The sequence below is a fragment of the Desulfobacula sp. genome, from assembly GCF_030145145.1.
GTDB lineage: Bacteria > Desulfobacterota > Desulfobacteria > Desulfobacterales > Desulfobacteraceae > Desulfobacula.
Genome location: NZ_JAQYWD010000016.1, coordinates 1 through 22,220, shown reverse-complemented (window position 1 = coordinate 22,220; position 22,220 = coordinate 1). Strand labels below are relative to the sequence as shown.

General features: G+C 46.3%; 20 protein-coding genes and 1 pseudogene. 7 read left to right on the top strand and 14 right to left on the bottom strand.

Going from position 1 to position 22,220, the window contains the following annotated elements; all coding sequences use genetic code 11:
* The first annotated feature begins 64 nt into the window (after positions 1 to 64).
* From Q1Q15_RS10660 to Q1Q15_RS10635, 6 genes are all read left to right on the top strand, one after another.
* On the top strand, positions 65 to 1,360 hold the full coding sequence (locus Q1Q15_RS10660; protein ID WP_300459414.1) for a xanthine dehydrogenase family protein: 1,296 nt from the start codon (positions 65 to 67) through the stop codon (positions 1,358 to 1,360).
* Positions 1,357 to 2,358, top strand: a complete 1,002-nt coding sequence (locus Q1Q15_RS10655; protein ID WP_300459411.1) for a molybdopterin cofactor-binding domain-containing protein — start codon at positions 1,357 to 1,359, stop codon at positions 2,356 to 2,358. Before Q1Q15_RS10660 ends, Q1Q15_RS10655 begins: the two co-directional genes overlap by 4 nt.
* 2 nt (positions 2,359 to 2,360) lie before the next feature.
* Positions 2,361 to 3,230, top strand: a complete 870-nt coding sequence (locus Q1Q15_RS10650) for a xanthine dehydrogenase family protein subunit M (protein WP_300459409.1) — start codon at positions 2,361 to 2,363, stop codon at positions 3,228 to 3,230.
* 27 nt (positions 3,231 to 3,257) lie between these two features.
* Complete coding sequence (locus Q1Q15_RS10645; RefSeq protein ID WP_300459407.1) at positions 3,258 to 3,746, top strand: 2Fe-2S iron-sulfur cluster-binding protein; 489 nt, start codon at positions 3,258 to 3,260, stop codon at positions 3,744 to 3,746.
* A gap of 114 nt (positions 3,747 to 3,860) precedes the next feature.
* Positions 3,861 to 4,871 (top strand): TRAP transporter substrate-binding protein, encoded by a 1,011-nt coding sequence (locus Q1Q15_RS10640; RefSeq protein ID WP_300459404.1) that lies wholly within the window; start codon positions 3,861 to 3,863, stop codon positions 4,869 to 4,871.
* A 540-nt stretch (positions 4,872 to 5,411) separates the two neighbouring features.
* Positions 5,412 to 6,587 carry a tRNA-dihydrouridine synthase gene (locus Q1Q15_RS10635; RefSeq protein WP_300459402.1) on the top strand — a complete coding sequence of 392 codons (1,176 nt, stop codon included), beginning with the start codon at positions 5,412 to 5,414 and terminating at the stop codon, positions 6,585 to 6,587.
* A 165-nt stretch (positions 6,588 to 6,752) separates the two neighbouring features.
* Here the strand turns inward: Q1Q15_RS10635 and Q1Q15_RS10630 are convergent, their stop codons facing one another.
* From Q1Q15_RS10630 to Q1Q15_RS10570, 13 genes are all read right to left on the bottom strand, one after another.
* On the bottom strand, positions 6,753 to 8,027 hold the full coding sequence (locus Q1Q15_RS10630; RefSeq protein WP_300459399.1) for an ArgE/DapE family deacylase: 1,275 nt from the start codon (positions 8,025 to 8,027) through the stop codon (positions 6,753 to 6,755).
* A gap of 148 nt (positions 8,028 to 8,175) precedes the next feature.
* A complete protein-coding gene (locus Q1Q15_RS10625) occupies positions 8,176 to 8,832 on the bottom strand; it encodes an FCD domain-containing protein (RefSeq protein ID WP_300459620.1) in 657 nt (218 codons plus the stop codon).
* Between the two features lie 482 nt (positions 8,833 to 9,314).
* The gene (locus Q1Q15_RS10620; RefSeq protein ID WP_300459396.1) at positions 9,315 to 10,595 is read right to left on the bottom strand and encodes a TRAP transporter large permease; all 1,281 of its coding nucleotides are present in this window, start codon (positions 10,593 to 10,595) and stop codon (positions 9,315 to 9,317) included.
* Between the two features lie 122 nt (positions 10,596 to 10,717).
* The gene (locus tag Q1Q15_RS10615; protein ID WP_300459394.1) at positions 10,718 to 11,221 is read right to left on the bottom strand and encodes a TRAP transporter small permease subunit; all 504 of its coding nucleotides are present in this window, start codon (positions 11,219 to 11,221) and stop codon (positions 10,718 to 10,720) included.
* A gap of 378 nt (positions 11,222 to 11,599) precedes the next feature.
* On the bottom strand, positions 11,600 to 12,328 hold the full coding sequence (locus Q1Q15_RS10610) for an aspartate/glutamate racemase family protein (protein WP_300459391.1): 729 nt from the start codon (positions 12,326 to 12,328) through the stop codon (positions 11,600 to 11,602).
* The gene (locus tag Q1Q15_RS10605; RefSeq protein ID WP_300459388.1) at positions 12,325 to 14,139 is read right to left on the bottom strand and encodes an aldehyde ferredoxin oxidoreductase family protein; all 1,815 of its coding nucleotides are present in this window, start codon (positions 14,137 to 14,139) and stop codon (positions 12,325 to 12,327) included. Before Q1Q15_RS10605 ends, Q1Q15_RS10610 begins: the two co-directional genes overlap by 4 nt.
* Positions 14,139 to 14,660 (bottom strand): 4Fe-4S dicluster domain-containing protein, encoded by a 522-nt coding sequence (locus Q1Q15_RS10600; protein WP_300459385.1) that lies wholly within the window; start codon positions 14,658 to 14,660, stop codon positions 14,139 to 14,141. Before Q1Q15_RS10600 ends, Q1Q15_RS10605 begins: the two co-directional genes overlap by 1 nt.
* On the bottom strand, positions 14,660 to 14,938 hold the full coding sequence (locus Q1Q15_RS10595; RefSeq protein WP_300459383.1) for a TIGR04076 family protein: 279 nt from the start codon (positions 14,936 to 14,938) through the stop codon (positions 14,660 to 14,662). Before Q1Q15_RS10595 ends, Q1Q15_RS10600 begins: the two co-directional genes overlap by 1 nt.
* 9 nt (positions 14,939 to 14,947) lie before the next feature.
* Positions 14,948 to 15,673 (bottom strand): ABC transporter ATP-binding protein, encoded by a 726-nt coding sequence (locus tag Q1Q15_RS10590; RefSeq protein ID WP_300459380.1) that lies wholly within the window; start codon positions 15,671 to 15,673, stop codon positions 14,948 to 14,950.
* Positions 15,651 to 17,525, bottom strand: coding sequence for a branched-chain amino acid ABC transporter ATP-binding protein/permease (locus tag Q1Q15_RS10585; RefSeq protein WP_300459377.1), 1,875 nt, complete (start codon positions 17,523 to 17,525; stop codon positions 15,651 to 15,653). The genes Q1Q15_RS10590 and Q1Q15_RS10585 overlap by 23 nt, the downstream gene beginning before the upstream one ends.
* A complete protein-coding gene (locus tag Q1Q15_RS10580; protein ID WP_300459375.1) occupies positions 17,512 to 18,444 on the bottom strand; it encodes a branched-chain amino acid ABC transporter permease in 933 nt (310 codons plus the stop codon). The genes Q1Q15_RS10585 and Q1Q15_RS10580 overlap by 14 nt, the downstream gene beginning before the upstream one ends.
* An 80-nt stretch (positions 18,445 to 18,524) precedes the next feature.
* On the bottom strand, positions 18,525 to 19,682 hold the full coding sequence (locus Q1Q15_RS10575; protein WP_300459372.1) for a branched-chain amino acid ABC transporter substrate-binding protein: 1,158 nt from the start codon (positions 19,680 to 19,682) through the stop codon (positions 18,525 to 18,527).
* A gap of 272 nt (positions 19,683 to 19,954) precedes the next feature.
* A complete protein-coding gene (locus Q1Q15_RS10570; RefSeq protein ID WP_300459370.1) occupies positions 19,955 to 20,419 on the bottom strand; it encodes a hypothetical protein in 465 nt (154 codons plus the stop codon).
* Between the two features lie 502 nt (positions 20,420 to 20,921).
* On the opposite strand from Q1Q15_RS10570, the gene Q1Q15_RS10565 reads away from it, so the two are divergent.
* Positions 20,922 to 21,959, top strand: a complete 1,038-nt coding sequence (locus tag Q1Q15_RS10565; protein ID WP_300459367.1) for a glyceraldehyde 3-phosphate dehydrogenase NAD-binding domain-containing protein — start codon at positions 20,922 to 20,924, stop codon at positions 21,957 to 21,959.
* 7 nt (positions 21,960 to 21,966) lie between these two features.
* Here the strand turns inward: Q1Q15_RS10565 and Q1Q15_RS10560 are convergent.
* Positions 21,967 to 22,220 (bottom strand): annotated as a pseudogene (locus tag Q1Q15_RS10560) (carbon monoxide dehydrogenase); the annotation flags it as partial.

Genomic DNA, 22,220 nt, shown 5'->3' with positions numbered 1-22,220 from the left:
CATGCAGGGACTGCAAGTCCTTCCAAGAAGACATGCTTGTGAGAGTAAAAGGGATTTTAAAGCTATGAATATAGATGAATTTAGTTGTGTAGGCAAATCTGTACCCAAGGTCGATGCCTTGAGCAAAGTTTTAGGAACAGCGAGATACGCTGAAGATATTAAAATGTCCAATATGCTTTATGGCAAGGTGTTGCGTGCGGGGGTGCCACATGCGGTGATTGAGGAACTGGATGTCTCTTCGGCCCGGGCAATGGGTGGAGTGGCCTGTGTATTAACAGCCAGGGATGTACCGGGAATCAACCGTTATGGCATTGCATTTGCCGACCATTATGCTTTAGCAGAAGACAAAGTCCGGTATGCCGGAGATCCGGTAGCACTGGTGGCTGCGGAAACCGAAGAGATAGCTGCTGAAGCAATCAAGGCCATTAAAGTCAAATATCGATTGTTGCCGGTTGTTTCAGATCTCCATGAGGCACTGGCAGAGGGGGCGGATCGGGTTCATGATGAACGGGAGAACTTAATCCTTCACAGCAAAACGCGAAAAGGAAACATCCAGGAAGGCTTCCGCAAAGCCGACGTGATCGTGGAAGAAACCTACACAACCCAAACAGTGGATCACGTCTATATGGAAACCGAATCAGGGGTAGCTCACATCGATGAAACCGGGATGCTGGTCATACAGAGTGCAAACCAGTGTCCATTTCGGGACCGACGTCAGGTAGCCATGGTGCTGGGCATCAGGGAAAACCAGGTTCGGGTAATTAAAGCTGTCACAGGCGGTGCCTTTGGCGGCAAGGACGATGTGACAGTAGAGGTGCATCTGGCCCTGCTGGCAATGGCCACAAAAAGGCCGGTGCGACTGGTGATGAGCCGTGAGGAATCCCTTGTATCCCAGAGCAAACGGCATCCGATCGAAATCTGGAGCCGATGGGGTGCCACCAAAGAAGGAAAGCTTTGTGCCATGGAAGGCAGGGTTTACGGTGATAGTGGCCCCTATATTGGGCTGGGGGCATTTGTGGTCAAAAAATGCGGCATTCACCTTTCCGGCCCCTATTATATTCCCAATTTGAAAGTGGATTCATACTCCGTTTACACCAATAATACATTCAACAGTGCCATGCGCGGTTTCGGCGTGACCCAGGCTGCCGTGGCACACGAATCCCAAATAGATCGGCTGGCCTCGAAACTGGGAATTAATCCGTTGCGATTCAGACTGATAAATGCCTTGGATGTGGGCTTAACAAATGCCACTGGGCAGAAGTGTGACGAAAGTGTGGGGATTAAACCCACGTTGGAAATCCTTCGACAGGTGGTTTTGAAGGACCCGGAACTCAAAAATATGTGGGAGGACTTGGATTGAAGAAGCGCGGTATTGGCATCGGGAGCATGTTTTATGGCATCGGTTACGGCTTTTCCCGTCAGGACATTGGTGCTGCAACGGTGGAGATCTGTGAGGATGGTTCGGTCATTGTTCGCTCGGGCGAAGTGGATTACGGCCAGGGTTCAGACACTATTTTTTGTCAGATTATTGCAGAAGAGCTGGGCGTGGACTATGCCGAGATAAAATTGATCACTGCAGATACACTGACCACCCCAAACGCAGGGCCTACTTCCGCCAGTCGGGTAACCTATGTGACCGGCAAGGCCATGATGAAGGCAGCAACTGAAGTCAGGGAAACCATGCGGGAGGTCGCTGAAGAGAAACTCGGTATGCAGGATTTGATGTTTGCCAATGGGCAGGTTTTTTCAATGTCGCATCCTGAAAAAAATATATCTTTTGCCCGCCTGGCTAAGGCGACCCATCTGGCTGGCCGATCGGTGGTTGCTACTGCCTGGCAAGATATTACTACCAAGGACGTGGACCCGGAAACCGGTCAGGGAGATGCCTACTCCACATACGCCTGGGCCAGCCAGATTGCTGTGGTAGAGGTGGACACTGAAACCGGAAAAATTGAGGTCCTGCGCGTGGTGGCAGCACACGATGTCGGCAAGGCCATTAATCCGAAAAATGTTGAAGCCCAGATAGAGGGCGGGGTAGCAACGGGTCTGGGTTATGCTTTGGAAGAGCAGATTCTTATAAATAAAGGTATTGTGCAAAACACGACCCTTAGTGAATACATGGTTCCCACTAGCATGGATGTGCCCGTCATCGAATCTCATATTGTCGAGGTGCCGGCTCTGGAGGGTCCTTATGGTGCAAAGGGTGTTGGTGAGCCTGCCCTGATTCCCACAGCCCCGGCAATTTTAAATGCCATCGCCAATGCTGTAGGGGTTCGCGTAACGGCTCTGCCGGCCAACCTGGAAAACCTTCACCGCTTGATTCGGGAACAAGAAAATAACAACAAGGATAAAAGTTAACGATGCAAAGTTTTCAATTTTATTCACCAAATTATTTGGAAGATGCCCTGAAATATATTGCTGATCGAAAGCAGACATGTAGAACCCTTGCCGGGGGTACCGATTTGATCCCGATGTTAAAAAAGGAAGAAATTCGCCCGGATTATCTGCTCAATATTAATGAGGTTGGTGAACTCAAAGGCGTTGAAGATCTCGATAATCAGGTAAGAATCGGGGCCACGACTACTTTTACAGAAATGATCGAGTCTGAGACGTTGAACCGGTTTTTTCCTCTTTTGGTGAATGCTGCCGCCTCAGTCGGTGGTCCCCAGATCAGAAACAGGGGAACCATTGGTGGCAATGTCATCACAAATGGACCCTGTGCAGATGTTTTACCCGGTATTGTGGCATTAGATGGGCAATTGGAGCTTCAATCGAAACAGGACGGCCGTCGTTTGGTGTCTGTAGCCGATGTTTTGGTCACGGCATACGAAACCAGCATCAGATCAGATGAGCTCCTGACCGGAATCCTGATTCAGAAACCGGTGCAGGGCACGAAAAGCGGTTTCGAAAAATTGGGTCGAAGAAATGCCATGGCTAAGGCACGACTGAATCTATCGATCGCTTTACGACAGGATCCAAATGGTACTATTTCAGCGGTAAGTATTGTACCGGGGGCAGTAATGCCGGTGGCAGTGAGAATGAACGATGTGGAATCGATGCTGTTGGGCCGGAAGCCAACGCCGGTTCTGATACAGGCTGCGGCGGATAAACTGGTCGAAGTGGTCGTCAATACGGCTGGAATCCGCTGGTCCAGTGAGTACAAGGTACCGGTGTTAAAGAATATATTTAAGCGGGTCATGTGGCGAGTGCTGGCTGAAGACCCCCAATAAAACAGCAGCAAGATGAGGAAAAGGGATATGACAGAAACAATTGGGAAAACAAAACTCACGTTTACAGTCAACGGCCGGGAAACCGAAGTCTTGGTTGATCCATCCTGGACCCTGTTGCGGGTTTTGAGAGAATCGCTTGGGTTGACAGGAACCAAACGAGGGTGCGAAGAGGGAGATTGCGGACTATGCACGGTGATCATGGAGGACCGTGCCGTAGATTCCTGCCTGGTCATGGCACTGCAGGCCCAGGGCAAGACCGTCGAAACCATTGAAGGTATGGGGCATGAACACGCGCTACACCCATTACAAAAAGCCTTTATTGAAGAGGGTGCTGTTCAGTGCGGGTTTTGCACACCGGGAATGATTATGTCATCAGAGGCGCTTTTGCGTCAAAATACCCATCCGACTGTCGAAGAAATTAAAGTCGGCCTATCGGGCAATCTTTGTCGATGTACCGGATACACCAAAATTTTTAAAGCGGTGGCAAAAGGTTCTGAATCGGGCGGTCGCTTATAAATCAATGCACTTGTGGGCATCGGGTCGGGTTGAATTCCAGCGTAGGATTTCTAAACTCGATATATTATATAAAGACTGTGTTTTAGTTTAATTTTAAAAGTAGGAGTCCAAAAAATGAAGAAGGTATTGTTTTCAACCGTTATTTTGTCCATTGTTGGGTGTTTTATCTTTACTGGCAGCGCTTTTTCTGCACCTAAATACAAATTGACACTGGGTCATGTGGAGCCTACGTCAATTTCAACTCATGCTGCCGCCCTTAAATTCAAGGAACTTGTTGCGGAAAGAACCAATGGGGCCGTTGATGTCACTATACATCCCAATTCTGAATTGGGATCAGGTGCTGATCAGGCACAGATGGTCCAGAGTGGTGCCATTCAGATGGCGATGCTGCCTGCCGGTCACATTGCGACAATCATTCCCGAGGTCCAGGTTTTTACCATTCCGTTCTTTTTCCCGGGAGATATTTATGAAATGGAAAAATTGGTAAACGGACCTGCCGGTGAAACGCTCAAGAGTTATTTTCCTAAAAGGGATGTTAAAGCCCTGGAAGTGCTGGTCCATTCGCCCAAACAGTTTACCTCAAATAAGCCCATTGCCATGCCGGATGATTTTAAAGGACAGAAAATCCGTACCATGGCGTCTCCTCTGATCATGGAAAGCTACAAACTGGTTGGTGCTACGCCTGTGCCGATTAACTATCACGAAGTGTATACTGCGTTACAGCTGGGTACCGTGGACGGTGAGGAGAACCCCTTCTGGGCGATTGGCGAAATGAAGTTTCATGAAGTCCAGAAATACATTGCCGTGAGTAATCATGCGTATTTAACATCTGTATTTATTGTTAACAATAGGCTCTTTGAAGGAATGCCGGAAGCAATCCAGCAAGCGATTGTCAGCTCGGCTAAAGATGCCATACCTTACCAAATAGAAGCCGATCTTGAAGTGGATAAGGAAAACGAACATGTGATCCGGGCTTATGCCAAAACATCTGTTACAACACTTCCTCCTGCAGCAATCGAAGCCTTTAGGGAAAAAATGAGCCCGATAAAAGATATTTATATTAAAATGGTCGGTGACGGTGGGAAAAACGTCGTGGACGCCTTTGAAAAAGAGATGAATAAATAGCGGTTTGGATGATATGATTTCCTCCCCTTGTCTCTGCTGACAGGGGGAGGGATTCCTTTGACTGTATCGATCCCCTTTTTTTGCAGCCGGTAGTTGTCTTATTCCTGGGTCTATAGGGGGCGGCGCTATATATCCTGGGGCAAATCTTCCTTGTCTTCAAAATGGGTGCAGACTGTGCCTGTGTATAGAAAACTGAATTCCATTCGTTCTTCTGAAAAAAATATCCCCAAGCTTACGTTTTGAGCATTCTACCCTGTTTGAGGGGCCATCAAACATGCCATTTGATTCTGACAGGGAACCTGTGGACGGATTAAAATTTTCAGTGACCCTCATTTGGTAGGATATTTATAACATAATTTAGCCATGCTATACAGATATTTTAGATTTGAAATATTTTTACTTTTTATATATACCTGTAATTAAAGCAAAAAAATAATTCACAAAAAAAACGATAGATTATTAATAAAGATTTTGGTATTATATTAATAACAATTAAATCGGCGGATTTCAGTAATTTTAAAAAACGAAGGAGAACGTAACATGGCAAATCTGGAAGTGAGCATTGCCGGTGTAAAATTTAGAAACCCCTTGATATTGGCTTCTGCAACACCGGGATGGGACGGGGAGCGGTTAAGTCAGGCATGGAAGGGCGGGGCTGGGGCAGTCGTGCCCAAAACCCTGGGGCCTTCAGCCACCTGGGCAAAACATCCCCGTTGCGGCCGCATGAAATTGGTCAAGAACGGTAAAAAAAATATCGGCATGATAAATATTGAACTCTATACGACCATGGGCCTGGAGGAATGGCTGGAGCGCGAACTGGTTTTGGCCACTGAAAACGATGCTGTGGTTATCGCCAGTATCGTTGCGCAACCGGATCCAAACGACACCGCTGAAGTCGCCAAGAAGGTTGCCGCAACTGGAAAAGTTGTCATGTTCGAGATCAACGTGTCCTGCCCCATGCCCTTTGGCACGGATAAAGTGGGGTTTCAGATGGGGAATGATCCGGAGATGTGCCGACGGCAGGTCGAGGCGGTCAAAGCCGCCGTTGATCTGCCCGTGGGGATCAAGCTCACACCCACATCTCACAATATGGTTCCCATGGCCCTTGCGGCAGAAGAAGCCGGTGCCGACACGCTGACGATTGCCAACTCCGTCCGCTCATTCGCCGGGGTGGATATTAAGACTGGCCTGCCCCGCCTGGCTGCGTATGGTGGTTACAGTGGCCCTGCTATCCGGCCCATCACTATGCGCCATGTCTCAGAGGTGGCGCGCGCCGTGAAAATTCCCATTCAGGCGGTGGGGGGTGTCACATCCTGGGAAGATGTCATCGAATACATAATGCTGGGTGCCAGCGCCGTTCAGATTTGTACCAGCATCATGTGGCAGGGGTATGGACAATTTCAAAAAATACTTGACGGTCTTGGTCAGTATATGGAAGATGAGGGACTTGATTCACTGGAAAAGATTCGGGGAAAGGCGCTTCCCCATATTAAGACCATTGAAGCATTGGCCCAAAACCCCCCGCTTTTTGCAACCCTTGATCCGGAATCCTGTTCCAACCTGACCAAGGGGGGGTGTGAGTTGTGCGGCAATGTCTGCTTTTATGGGGCCATTAAATTCGATCCGAATATGTCACTCATACGAGAGAATTGTGACGGTTGCGGTCTGTGTATCGAGATATGTCCCAAGGGAGCATTAACGTTGACAACATTGTAACGGCGATGATCCCAAGCTCAGTTTGTGCTTAATGTGCCGAAGCGTTCCCTGTTGGAAACAATTGTTTTAACCATCAAAGAACCGCCCTCAGCCTAAAATAACCTGGCAGAAGGCGGTTCTTGTAACATGAATTTTTTGATGGGTTAGACTTGATTTCCCTGCAACTTAATCTGCGTCCACACCGCACCATTCCATTATGGCCAGGGCCATGATCTTTGTTGCGGTAATCAGATCATCCACAATCACATATTCATTATTGGCGTGCATTTGCTCGGTTAACCCGGGTCCAAAGATAACCGTTGGCGTCTGTCCGTAGTTGATCAGATACCTTATATCGGCTGCTCCCTGGCGTCCGGTCACCGGAGGGGTTTGACCTGTGACGGTCTGATAGGTGTCCGTTAAGGTCTTTACGATGGGGTGTCCGGGTGATATTTCGGCCGAATCACCACTGTAACCGACAAAGTTGATTTCAGGAGGGTGTGCCTTGAGCCATGGGTCAGTCTGGCAATATGCCTGAACATGGTCAACAAATTCCTGCTTGACTTGCGGTGTCTTTTCACCGGGCAAACTGGCAATACTGCCCTTGAGGCGGCAGGTATCCGGGAACGCACTGGGGAAAGAACCTGCTTCAAAAACACAAACCATGCAGGGTAACGAACTCAAGTTATCCGGGTAAAGGGGATGTTCCTGTTCATTGATTCGAATCGCCTCAAGGTTGGCGACAGCCTTTACAATCTCCTGGCCCTTTTCAATAGCGCTAACGCCTTCGTAACGTCTTTGGATGCCCGCGGGTTTGCCATGAACCACTATTTCAAACCAGATCCTGCCGAGGCAGGCCGGTTGAACATGCATGCTGCTGGTTTCACAGCAAATCCCGGCATCTGCGCGATAGCCTCGCATCACGGCTGCCAAAGTGCCGTTGCCGGTTTGTTCCTCGTCCATGACATATTCCAGGATTACGTCCCCCTTTGGTTTCAGGCCCATTTGGAGAAGGCTTTCAACGGCCATTGTCATTGCTGCAAGCCCGCTTTTCATATCTGATGCACCTCTGCCATAAAGCCGTCCATCCTTGATCAGGGCCCCGAATGGCGGGTCTATCCAGGCTTCTTCCGGTCCCTCTGGAATGACGTCAACATGGCCGTTAAACAGAAGCGAGCGGCCTTGACCCGTTCCTTTCAGAATACCGACAACATTGGGTCGATTCTTGTAGCTTTTGTCGGGCGCTACATAGGCGGGATGGTCCTTAAGGGTATCTAAATCGGGTACCCACATGTCAACCTCAAGACCCATGTCTTTAAGGTAATTAGAAATGAAGTCCTGGATTTCCGTTTCCTGACCGGTGACGCTGGGAAAAATCACCAGCTTTTGCAGGAAAGAACAAATCTCTTCTTTTCTTGAATCAATGGTTTCGATCACCTGTTTTTCTAATTTTGACTGCATACATCTCTCCTTGAAATTTCTTTAGGGTCGAGTTTGGTTCACCAGATTGATGCTGTATCTTGTTTGGTCTGGTCAAGAGAGGGGGGATTGCTGAACGTTTTGATGAAAGCTCAGATCACGTCTGTGATAACTGACACCCATTCTCCTTTTATGTCTCTCCGAGAAGACTGAAGCGGACCACATGGGCCTTGATGAGCGATAATGCCCTGTTGCACTGGGAATTTTCAAGCGCCTTGATGATGGCGGACCAGTCTGCCAATGCTTCTTGAGCCCGTGAGCGTTGAACAGGATACAAACTTTGATAGGATGAAATTTCCTGGTTAATGGTGTCCACAACCCATTCACACATCAAGTTCCCCGATGCTTTTGCAAGCAATCGGTGCAATTGTCTCTCTTTGGACCAAAAAACTTCCAGTTTATCATCAGAAATCAGATCGCTTAACTCTGCCCACATTTTTACAAGCACCTCAAGCTGTTCGGGCTTGATCCTTTCAGCGGCCAAAGATGCCGCCAGACCTTCAATGACTTCGCGAAATTCAGCCATGTGTGCTTCGGGAACAATTCTATGGCGAACCAGCAGTCCCAGCGTCTCTCTTAACAGATCTGTACCCATAGGACAAACAGTTGCCCCCCCGCCGGAACCGGCTCTAATCTCGATCAGTTTTTTTTGTTCTAGTGCTTTGAGCGCTTCCCGTATGGGTCCCCGGCTGGTATTAAATATTTTTATCAGATCCCTTTCAGACGGCAGTTTCTCTCCAGCAGACAATTTCCCGCTGACAATGGCCTCTTCGATCTGGGTTACGATGTTGGCATAAACACTTGTATTTCGAGCTTGTTTAAAAATATTTGGCCCTCTTTCTGATCATCAGTCATAATGACTTTCGATTAGTGAATTCTCTGAATATTAAACGTAATAATACTGTTCCGCCCAAAACAAGTCAAGTAAAATCCTACCAAATTCAGGTCAGGCAAAGCCATACTGATTCTTTTCATGTTGATAAAATTATTGTTTTGAAGAGCAAAAATCGGTAAGCAAGTGCATGCCGGGTTGTAAAAGAATGAACTAAATGATTGCTGGGCTGATGTATCGAAATGTTAAGTTCCCAGTTTACACCCGTGGGGTATTTTTAAAAAACGATTTCTATTGACGGTAATTTTTTAATTAACCTTTTCGATATTTTGATCCAATATACTACCAAATTTGTCACGTGTAAGCGGTTGCATATGCGGGTATTTCCCATTTTTAGACCCTTGTTTTGAAAGGCTTCCGTTATTTTTAAGCCCTCATTACACTCCCAGCAATCGAGGCAGAAAGAGTGTGATCCCGGGGAATATCGTCAGTAAAATCAATACCAGTATTCCCGAAATGATAAAGGGGAAAATACCTTTTACAACAATATTAAACGGAATTCTGAAAATAGCACAGGCAGTAAACAAATCCACCCCGAACGGAGGCGTAGCAGATCCAATCGCAGCATTTAAGGTGATTAAAATACCCAAATGAACGGGGTCGATCCCCATTGCTTTTGTGACAGGTAAAAATAAGGGCGTGATGACGAGAACGGCGGAAATAGGATTAAAAAACATTAAAGCGATAAAAAAGGTGATATTAAGGAGAACAAGCAGTATTAAAGGACTGGGATTCAAACCCAAAATGAATTGAGTGACCTGCAGGGGGATTTGTGCGATGGTCAGAATCCACACAAACGCTTCTGATCCACCGATCAGAACAAATACCAAAGCGGTTGTCGTGCCGGATTTGAGCGCTAGGGATCCCAAATCCGTTATTTTGATAGACCGGTAGAGGAAACATTCCAGAACAAAACTGTATCCCACGGCAATCGCTGCCGCTTCAGTCGGACTGAACAAACCGGAGTAAATTCCGCCGATGATAATGACCACAAACCCCAGTGGACCGGCAGCATGTATTGTTGCCGCTTTTAGTTGTGCCCAGTCGGCCCGTTTTGTTTTGGGGATATTGTTTTTTTTTGCCCAATACCAGGAGTATGTCATAAAGGCAAGGGCCAAAAAAATCCCGGGTACTATCCCTGCTGCAAAAAGGGTTGCTATCGAAGTCCCGGAAACAACGCCGTATACAATCAAGAAAATGCTTGGCGGGATTAGCTGGGAGACATCACTTGCATTGACGATCAAGGCCGTTGTGAATGATTTGCTATAGCCGCGCTTTAACATGGACGGATACATGTTGGAGCCGATCGCTGCAACGGTTGCCTGGGTAGATCCGGAGACGGCTCCAAAAATTAAAGAGGCCAATATCGTTGTGTGGGCAAGACCTCCGGTAAAATGACCGATCAATGTCTCGGCAAAATCGGTCAGCCGTTTGGCCATTTGGCCTTCCAGCATAATATCGGCAGCAAAAATGAACAAGGGCACTGCTGTCAGGGGAAACGGACTGATTCCGCCTATCATTCTCTGCATCAGTACGGTTGGCGGGATGTGAGGATAAAAAATGGACAAAGAGGTTATGCAGGGAAACATCATGACGATGAACATTGGAAGTCCAGCGATTAGAAGAACAACGAGTGATACTGCGAGGTATGAACCCATTTTGTTACAACCTTTCTATCTTAAATTCATTCAACTTTGTTTAAAGCATGTTTAGGCGATGATCTCTATCATTGATTTTTAAATACTTGAGCCGGTTTAAATTGCTTTAAGGGCTTAAGCTGTCAAGTGATTTCAAGCCCCATGTACATTTCTTTTCGTGTAAGATTATGGAAAAATCCCATCAGGTAATAGACACCCGTCAGGAAAAATCCTATTGGCAGAGAAATATACATACACCATAACGGTGCTCTGAGAGCCGGTGTTACCTGTCCTCTTTGAAACACATCCCAGGTCAGCTGCGTACCGAATATGAATAGCAGGAAGCAAAACAGCGCAGAAAACAGGCATATTGCCGTTACCACTTTTTTCTTTTTGTTTGTTGAGATGCTGTCTAAAACGGCCGACATAACAATATGGTTCCCCTTTCGGGCACAAAGCGCTGTTCCCAGAAATGTCATCCAGACAATCGCAAAGAGTGCAACCTCTTCTCCACCGGCCATTATAATATTCAATTGTCTGCAGATCACTGAAAGCAGCAGTGAGCTGGCAGTCACAATCATACTGGTGGAGACGATAAAATTTTCAAATGTGGAAATCCATTGATCTAATTTGATAAAAAAAGTCATACGTGGCGTACCTTTCACTATTCAGCGTCTTTAACATTTTTAAAAATAATCGACTTAGAATTAGAATATTATACCAAAATTGTCAATAAATAAATGGGTGGTGTATTATTGTCTTTTATAATATTCGCTTTGAATTTTGGTGAGTTATTTAATAGATTATCTGAAGAAACGAGGGGGCTATATCAATATTTTGGTATGCTTTATTTTTAATATCGTGTGAAATTTACATTAAATATAGTACCTTTATTTGGCAACCAATCAAGGTCAATATAAAACATGATCTTCATGCCTGGCAAGGATTGCATCCGGAAGATTCCAAGGAGGAGTCACGGCTGTTTTATTTTTCGACACGGTTCCGGAATCCAATGGTATAGGATCCTATTGCATGGATGGGGAGTGGAAGTTCCGGGGCCTGATGCTGGAAATAAAGGTATCGATCATCGTTACAAGGTCGAAAACCGGTACGTTTAATTTGTTCTGGATATCGCGCCGGAAGGATATGAGGTTGGTGCATTCGAGAACAATGGCCCCCAACCCTTTACCGGACAGGCTTAAGGCGGCATCCACTGCACCTTTTCGCATCTTTTCCACATCCAGGGTTTGCTGTCGTTCAATCACCACTCGATTAAATTCTGAACTGTTTTCCATGCCGGCAATTAAAACGGTTTCCGGATCAATGCCCGAGGCCTTAAGATGGCCTGCTGTTAAAATCCGTGTGTCCCCGGTGATGATCCCCACCTGCTGGTTAACGGGTAAAAATCGCTGCAAAAGAGGTATCATATCCAACGCTGACCCGATAAACGGGACATCCAGATGGTGCCTTAACGCTTCCTGAAACGGCCCAAAAAGACCGCAGTCCGTGACGATAAGGCTGACACCCTTTTTTTCAAGGGCCTTTGCCTGTTCAATTAGAATATCAATATGATCTTTTTTCCGGTTGACAAGATCTTCAAAGGGAAACCCCTTGAGGACTTCATAGACCACCGGAAAAGGGAAGGTTCCGGCATGGCCCGGATCACCGGGAATTCTTGGAATGGTTGAGTCGCTCATCAAAATGCCCACCAGATGGCCATAGGTGGTTTGTCCTCCGGATACAATATTCTTCATGGTTTTTGCGGTACGCCTTTTTTATCCCAGCCCTTGAGTTTATAATAATCTTCAACCATGTCATGAATCGGCACGACCTGGTTTTTGGATGCCCCTTCCAATAAAGGCTCATGGGTGAATCTATGGGGCAGGGTGTCATCTTTTGCGGTGATGCCGAAATCAATGTTCATTAATCGGTCATGGGTGATGGTCTTTCTTAACGCTTTGTTGACACGCTCTTCTGCAAATTTTAGCCCGGTCCCGGCGGTTAAAAGTGCTGCGGCCATTTCAAAATCCAGGATATCCATGCTCAGGCCCACATTTTTGCACATGGTCAGGCAATCCGTTAGCAATGCCTGCCGTTCCGTATATTCCACAAGAATGGCTTTTCCATTGTCTGATAGCCGGTCTGCGGCATCCCTTGTGCCAAATCGTTTCCGGGCTTCATCAAACCGGTTAGTCAACTCGAAAAAGGGTTCTGCTCTTAAATGATCGGCACCCCGGGATGCAATGGCGTAGGTCAGGCCAAAGGCCTTGATCCCCCTGGGATCCCCACAGATAATATCCAGGCCTTTGACATGAAGGGCATATGTTTCAGAGCCCTTCCCCATTTTGTTGGCAAGATACCTTGTCCCCTTTGCAAAATCAGCGCCTATGCCCTCCTGCCGGATGATCAGTTGCAGAATTTTTTCAATGGTTTCTCGGTTGCCCCAGGTGAACTCAAGGCCGTCAAAATCGTCTTTGTTAAAAATACCGCGTTCAACGCATTCCATTGCCCAGCCAATGGTTTCTCCGGCACTCAGGGAGTCCAGGCCCATCCGGTTCAGGTAGTGGTTCATTTTAAGGGCGAATTCAAGGTTGTCGTTGCCGATGCGGGAAGAAAAACTGCAAAGGGTTTCATACTCCGGGCCTTCGCTTTCCACCGCCGGGGTGACATAGTATCGGGAACAATTAATATTGCAGTTAAAGCACCCTTTGTTTTTGGTTTTATACTGTTTTGCCAGGGTCTGGCCGCTGATCTTGTCCACATAGGGTGCCACGCCTCGTTGAAAATGATTCACCGGTAAAATTCCCAGTCCGTTCAATGCATTCATTAAAAGGGTGGAGCCCATGTCATGCCGGTCCTGGAATTCCGGATGGGTCATTATTCTGTTGTCCATGACCTTGCACAGTTTCATGAACGTTAAGGGATCGGCCACAGAGACCATGCCGGTCCCTTTTACAACGACGGCCTTCAGGTTTTTTGAGCCAAACAGGCATCCCATGCCGGTTCTTCCGCAAACCCGGGAATTATTGCAGGCCACTATGGCATATCTGACAAGATTTTCACCGGCAGGGCCGATGGCGGCAATCTGTAAGTTGTTATCATTGAGTTCTTTTCTGATGATGGCCGTGGTCTGGAAAATATCCTGGCCCTTTAAATGGGCGGCATCCCGTATTTCCACATGATCATCACAGATATAGACATAGCTCAAGCGGTCAGATCTGCCCGTAAAAATCAGTTGGTCATATCCGGCATATTTGATCTCCGGCCCAAAAAAACCGCCGGCTGCCGAATCCCCAAGAATTCCCGTCAAAGGAGATTTGCCGGAAATGGTCATATAGGCTGACGTGGAAAACAAAGATCCCGTGACCGGCCCCACACCGATGAGCAGCATATTTTCTTCGGAAAGGGGATCAATGTCCCGTTTCAGTTCATCATACAGCCGACGGGAATTAAGCCCACGGCCGCCGATGACGTCCAGCATAAAGTCGGGATCTGTTTTTTCCCGCAGAATTCTGCCTGAACTTAGGTCTACCCTTAAAATGTGTCCTCCATACCCGTGCACCATTACGCCCTCCTGTCCTTTAACCAGTCGGTTCTCATTTTTTCTGTGGCCTGGTTTGCATATTTATGTCTTTTCATTGCCGGCGTCATTTTTTTTGTTTGCTTTTTAAATGACTTCAGGGATAGGGTTTGCTTGATCTCCGGATCATAGGAAATGGCATCCATTTCACAGGCATCCACACACCGGGGGGTGCCGCCGCAAAGATCACACACATAGGGGATATCATTATAGATTTCTATGGCACCGATGGGGCACAGGGTTTCGCATGTGCCGCAAAGATTACAAAGAGTAGGGGAGACTTCAATACTGCCCCGGTCGGTAATGGAGATGGCTTTCTGGGGGCAGCCTGTACAATAATGCTCTTGGCATTGATGGCAGACAACTGGAAAATCAATCCCTTTTATTTCAATTTTCTCCACTTTTATCCTGGCGCCAAAATGCCCTGTTTTTCCTGAATGATAAAAAGAACACTGGGTTTCGCATCTTCTGCACCCGGAACATTTACTCGGATCAATGATCAGCATCAGTCTAATATCCTTTCAATTCTGTAATGTACTTTTCCTTTTGGATCCGGACAGACAAACACCTGGCCGGTTTCATTGGATGTCCAGTCCCCTTTTTCACTGCTACCGCGCTGCAGAAGGGGGAAAATCGGCATCATGCTTTGCAGCGCCCACATGCAGATATGCTTGCCGTCAGGGATTTTTATCTTTCCGCCATCCACAAAAAAATAATCTCCCACGAGCATTGGTTGATTGCAATACCCCTCTATTCTTTCAACACTTATCTTTAATTTATACATGCTTGCCCCTTAAAGTTCGCCACCAAGATATGCGGTCTGCATACCTGAATGATGTAACAGGTTTTCAGCAGTGTCATCCAGTACAATTTCACCGGTTTGAAGCACATACCCCCGGTCTGCAATGGAAAGTGCCATTGTTGCATTCTGCTCAACCATGAGAATGGTTGTTCCTTTTTTATTGATATTTTCTATGATTTCAAACTGCTGGTCCACAAGGGCAGGCGAAAGTCCCATGGAGGGTTCATCCATCAGTAATACGGACGGATTGGACAACAATGCCCTTGCCATGGCCAGCATCTGCTGCTCGCCACCGGAAAGCACCATACCCTGCCGGCCGATTCTCTGTTTCAACCGGGGAAACAGCTCAAACATGGCCTCTATATCCCGTTTTACCTGGGATTTATCCTTCCGGTGCATGGCACCGATTTCAAGATTTTCAAGGACTGTCATCCTGGGGAAGATCCTTCGGTTTTCAGGAACAATGGAGACCCCGTTCCGGATAATATAATTGGTCGGCTTTTTATTGATCGTTTCACCATTTAAAATAACCCTACCGTCTCTGGGCCGGACAATTCCCAGTATGGTTTTCAAGGTGGTGGATTTTCCCGAGGCATTGCCCCCTAAAAGACAGATGAGTTCTCCTGGAAGGATACGCATATTGATATTGTAAAGCACCTGTATTTTACCATAACAGGCATTCACCTGTTTGAGTTCAAGAATTGGTTTGGTTTCCACTTTTACCCTTTTTCCCCAGATACGCTTCAATCACCATGGGATTTTTTGCGACGTCATCATACGACCCTTCACAGATTTTTTCTCCGTGGTCCATAACAATGACCCGGTCTGAAACCGCTTTAACCAGATTTAATTTGTGTTCAATCACAAGAATGGTATATCCGAACCGGTCCCGTAATTCTTTTATAAATTCGGTTATTTCCCCTGTCTCCTGGGGATTCATGCCGGCAGAAGGTTCGTCAAGCAGGAGAATTTCAGGGCCTGTGGCCATGGCCCTTGCAATTTCAACCCGTCTTCTATTGGCATAGGAAAGCTGGGATACTTTTTGATCATATCGATATCCGGTCAGTCTTCGCCCAAACATTTTAAGGATTTTTTTTGCTGTTTCATGGGTCTCTTTTTCTTCTGTTTTGTTTAAATTCAAATTAAAAATCGCTGAAAAAAAGAAGGCCTTTGTCCTGCAGAATCGGCTTATCTTAATGTTGTCAATGACGGACAGCTCGTTAAAAAGCCTTAAATTTTGAAAGGTTCTAGCAATGCCTGCTTTTGCAACACGGTGGGGCTTATAAGCGGAGATATCCAGGTCCTTGTAAATCACCTTTCCCTGATCGCTTTGATAAATGCCTGAGATGATGTTGAACAAGGTGCTTTTGCCTGCGCCGTTCGGGCCGATAATGCTGAGAATTTCATTTTTATGCAGGCAAAAGTCAAGCTTATCAACAGCGGTTAATCCGCCGAAATTCAGGGTCAGGTTTTGGATTTCCAGCAGGGGAATCGCTTGTTTGGTATATCTTTTGACATCTGTTTCATCCTTGTCTTGAGAATAATACAGATCAGTTGATGCCCGGAGTTCTCCTGTTTCATCTTTATCCGGTCGCTTCACCAATTTTGTGAACCCGGGAATGGCAGAAAACAGCCCCTGGGGTCTTAAGGCCATGATGCTGACCAGAGCCACCCCGTATATCATCATTCTCAACCCGCCATATTCCCGCAGGATTTCGGGTAAAATACTTAATACCACGGCACCGGCAATGACACCGTAAATATTGCCCAGTCCCCCGATAATGACCATGCAGTAGACAATGACCAGCTGCTGGAAATCAAAATTGTTGGGGAAAACAGAATCCTGGAAAGAGACGAAAACAGCACCGGAAAAGCCGGCTATCATGGCACCGGTGGCAAACGAGTAGAGTTTCATCCGGGTGGTGTTGATACCGATGGCATTGGCTGCCAGCTCATCTTCCCGTATGGCATTCCATCCCCTTCCGATCCTGGATGCCTTAAGTCTGAAGGAAACCAGAAAAACCAGCAGTGCACAGGTCCAGATCAATACCGAATAGTTTTCCGGGGTAACAATGTTAATAAACAACAGGGTGACCTGGTCAAAGGCATAAATACCGTTCACACCACCGGTAATGTTAATCGGTGCATCAAGGTTTAACAGCAGCAGTTTGAAAATCTGGGCAAAGGCCAGGGTAACAATGGCCAGGTAATCCCCTTTCAGGCGAATGCTGGTCAGGCCCAGTAAAAAACCGGATACCATGGCCGTCAGGGCGCAAATCGGCAATGCCAGAAGAAAGGGAAGATGGATGCCAAAATGATCAGAACACAGAAAAGCGAAGGTATAGCCGCCAATACCGAAGAAGGCGATGTAGGAAAGATCTAGAAGGCCCGTAAAACCGGCCACAATATTCAGCCCCAGGGCCAGCATCACATACACGCCGGTGATGGAAAAAATACTTTGCCAGTAGTTGTCGGGCAGCAGGCGCGGGATAACCGCCAGGGACAGCACAAAGAAAAGAATCGTGACTGACGTGGGCCCTATCTTGATCCGGGGCTTAAACCTTTTCACGTATTCTTTCTCCCATTAATCCCTGGGGTCTGAAAATAAGGACGGCTATCAGAATGGCAAATGCCACGACATCTTTATACGCCGAGGGAAAGAATGTGACGGCCATGGCTTCACAAATCCCCAGCAACAGTCCGCCGGCCATGGCACCGGGAATACTGCCGATTCCTCCCAGCACCGCAGCGGTGAACCCCTTTAATCCCGCCTGAAATCCTACGTAGTAATCCACCTGGGTGAACAGAAGGCTTACCAGTATGCCGGCCGCACCACCCAAAGCAGATCCGATTAAGAAGACAATGACAATGATTTTATCTGTATCAATTCCCATGAATGCAGCCGCTTCAATATCCTGGGCCGTGGCCCGGATGGATTTTCCGATATTGGTTTTTTTAATGATCAAGGTGAGTATCACCATTAAAAAAAAACAAGCCAGTATCACGATAATCCGCATGAAGGATATGACAACACCACCGACATGAAATGTTCTTATCCCTTCCGGTATCAGGTGGGAGATGTGAAACACCTTCACTTTGGCACCTTGAAAATATAAAATAAAATTCTGGATAAAAATTGAAACACCCAGGGAGCTTAATAGCAGGTTCATCCTTGGTGCTTTCCGAAGCGGCCGGTAGGCGATCCGTTCAATGGCCAGCCCCAATAGAGCTGAGACCGCCATTGAAAGAACAATCATTAAGGAAATTAAAAGGGCCGCGTTCATAACCGGTACATGGTTGATTGAAAATATCTGTAATACCCACCATCCGGTAAAGCCACCGATCATATAGAGTTCACCATGGGCAAAATTGAGCATGGAAAGCACACCGTAAACCATGGTGTATCCTATGGCAATCAGTGCATACACCCCGCCGATGGTAATACCGTTTATTGCCTGCTGGGAGAGCTGACCAAAAATATCTTCCATTGAATTTGATTCCAAAACAAGTGAGATGTTCCGGGCACTTGTTTTGGAATTGCCCTTTCTTTTATTTTAAAAGTGAGGTGCTATTTACCGGTCAGTACGGCAACCTGTTCAAATTCCTTGCCGTTCACCTTGAAAAAATAGGTGGCACCACCCAGAAGGTCTCCTTTTTCATCAAAGCTGACGGGAAACCCCAGGATCCCATTGTAGTTCGCAATGGCAGAAAGGTTGGAAATGACTTCCGGACGGGAAATGTTCCCATCTTTTGCCGCCAGATCAATGGCGGTCAACAGAATATTCATGGCTTCGTAGGCAGGGGGACCAAACCCGCTCAAAGAACCGTATTTTTTTTCATAACTTTTGATATACGCTGAGGCTGCCGGAATGGAGTAAATATCAGGGCTGAAATGATACACATAGGCCCCCTGGGCCGCCCCTTCTGATGCAGCGATAAAATCATTTTTATCCCGTGCCCCTTCTGTTCCAAAGAAAATAGCCTCTATTCCCAGTTCTTTGGCCTGTCTGACACCGATTGCCTGATCCGGAGCTGTGGTGGCGATAAAAAAGAGGACATCCGGTTTATAGGCTTTTACTTTTGTAAGAACAGCGGAAAAATCTTTTGAACCGGCGACAATGGTATCATTCATAATATCGGTAATGCCCAGTTTTTTAAGACCCTTGATGGTTTGTTGGGCCATGTTTTCACAATAGGCGACTTTTTCGTTTAAAATAGCCACTCGCTTTGCCTTCAGGTTTTTTTTAATGAAAAGGGCACAATTCCATCCATGGGCATCGTTTCTGGCATTTACCCTGAAAAAATGCTTGTACCCGGAGTCTGTCAGCTCTGGTTTTGAAGCAGCCGTGGTAATACAGGCAAGATTGCTTTGACCATAGATTTTCAATGATGCCTGGGCAATATGGCTGACCGGCGGCCCGACAACGCCGTACATCAATTCATCAGAGGTAAATTTTCTTGCCACATTGATTCCCTGGGCCGGATCAAGGGCATCATCCCCCATGACATGTTTGATTTGAACACCCTGTATCCCTCCCCTGGCATTCCATTCATCCACCGCCAACTGGGAAGAATTGAAAATTTCCATACAGGGCGCTGCCGCATCACCGGTAAACGAACCGGCATTTCCGACATGGAGTCCCTTTGATACATCATTGGCCATCACTGCCTGGCCTGAAAGCAAAAAAAACAAAGAAACCAATAAAGCCATAACCCTTTTCATCATACCCTCCTCCTGGTTAAATAAAAATACGAATACCCTTTATCTATTTTATCTTTTGCCCTGTGAAAATGAACCTGATCGGGCTTTTTTCATCATGTCCGGCAATGGCACCGTGGCCTGCTCTCCAAGACGTATTATCGGGTGTGTTGCGTTGTCTTCATTTTTTGCAAAAAGGGTTGGTCAAATGATGATGTGATTTTCAATCGACCCCTTATTTCTTGTCATATATGTAATCAAATTTGTCAACTATTTCCAGTCCTTTTTTACCGAGAGGGTCAATCAGGAATTAATATAAACGGATCCTTAGTCCTGCCGGACAATTTTTCGTCTATGACCTGTTCCGGATAGCTTAACAACTGCATAAATTCTCTGGATATGGCTGTCAGCGCATGTTGTTCCGGGCCTTTACCCGTATCCAGGAGCGCCCTTTTTTCCTTTAACGCTTTATAGGAGTCTAAAACATCGTCTGTTTTGTAATATAATATCACCCATTTGCCGGCAATAAATGCATCAGACTGCAGCGCCGTAGCGATCAAGCGCTTTTCCAACCAGGATTTCATTCCAAAACCGGCCACTATTTTTTCAGACCAGGGCTTGATCCGTTCATAGTCCTCTGGAGATAAAGGGGGGCTAAGGGCCAATCTTTTTACACCACAGGCCACCATTTCCACAAAACAATTGATCATTCCAATTTCAAATGAGCATCGATCAATACGTTTTAAAGCGGTTGAGTCTTCCATTCCTTTCCTCCTCCTCTTTTAATATTCTGCATCATAAATTGGGTCCCATCTTATGTCAATTTTTTTTACACGCAGGAAAAGGGGTGTGACCATTTTATGCCACAGATGGGTTTTTGCATGCCAAAACGCAAAGACCTTGTGGTTCTGTGGACTTGTGGCTTGATTGTGTGTCATTCCTTCTTACATTATAAGAACCATTGTGCAGCCTTATTTTTTAGGAGGGATTTATGCCTTTTGTCAAAGTACCGGGATTAGCAGGGACATTATATGTGCCTGAAAAACTGGACAATTGCTTGAAAAAACATCCCTGCCACGACTGCTATTCTTGCGAACATTGTTCTGATGACCGTTGTCGGGTCTGTCGGGACCCTAAAGAACGCCAACATAAAACCTCCCAAAAACAATAAAAAGAGCCACTCGGTCGTTTCTGGCAATTTTACCATTAAATTATAGATGGGTTTATGGTATAGAGGCACAGATAATTTCAGGATAATAAAACAACATGGGTCAAGATGATTTAAACATGAAAATTAATATTGCGATCAACGGATATGGTAGAATCGGGCGATGTATTACAAGAGCCTTGTATGAATCTAAAAAATTTTATGACCAGATCCGGCTTGTGGCCATCAATGAGATGGCGGATGCAGACACCATTTATCACTTGACTAAATATGATTCAACCCATGGCAGGATTCCTTTCCCGGTTAAAAAAGAACCGTCAGCCTTAATTATAGACAAGGACAGGATAACAATATTTCAGGAGCAAAATATCGTCAACCTTCCATGGAAAGATCTGGATGTTGATATTGTTCTTGACTGCACCGGCATTTATAATGACAGACAATCTGCTGAACTGCATCTTCTTTCGGGAGCAAAAAAGGTGATTTTCTCACAACCGGCAGTGGATGACGTGGATGCCACCATCGTATATGGGGTTAATCATCACATTTTGCAAAAAGAGCATGCCATCCTCTCAAATGCATCCTGCACCACCAATTGTGTCATTCCTGTGCTTCATGTGCTGGACAAGGTTCTTGGAATTGAAAGCGGGGTCATTACCACCATTCATTCTGCCATGCACGATCAACCGGTTATTGATGCGTACAATCCGGATCTGAGAAAAACCCGATCAGCCCTTCAGTCTATTATTCCAGTGAATACGGCCCTGGAAAAGGGGATTTCAAAAATTTTGCCGGCCATGGAAGGAAAATTTGAAACCCTTGCCATCCGGGTACCCACAACCAATGTATCCATCATGGATATTACGCTCCTGGTCAAGACGGACACGGACATCAAAATCGTCAACAATTCGTTGATTCACGCCTCGGAAAATGAATTAAAGGATATCCTTGGCGTGAGTGACGAGCATCTGGTTTCTTGTGATTTCAATCATGATCCCCGGTCCTCGATCATTGACCTTGACCAGACCCGGGTCAGTCGAAAACGACTGGTCAAACTCCAGGTCTGGTTTGATAATGAATGGGGGTACTCAAATCGAATGCTGGATACGACCATCGCTGCATTCGAAGCCCAATAGCGGTACTTTACGAAGATAGCGCCATTAATTTTTTTGTGATTTCCTTTAGCTCTTCCGGTATCTGGGTGATATCGTCAAAAGGGCGCAAACCCGTTCTGTCTGAATTGATAATTTCATCCATTTCAGGCATAAATCCCAAAATTTCATAATCCGGCATCGTGTCCCGGATCAATTGTTTGTCTGCTTCAGATTTGACCCTGTTCCCCAGAATCACAATGTTTTTAATACCAATATCCTGCCCCAGCTTTCTTATCTTATCTG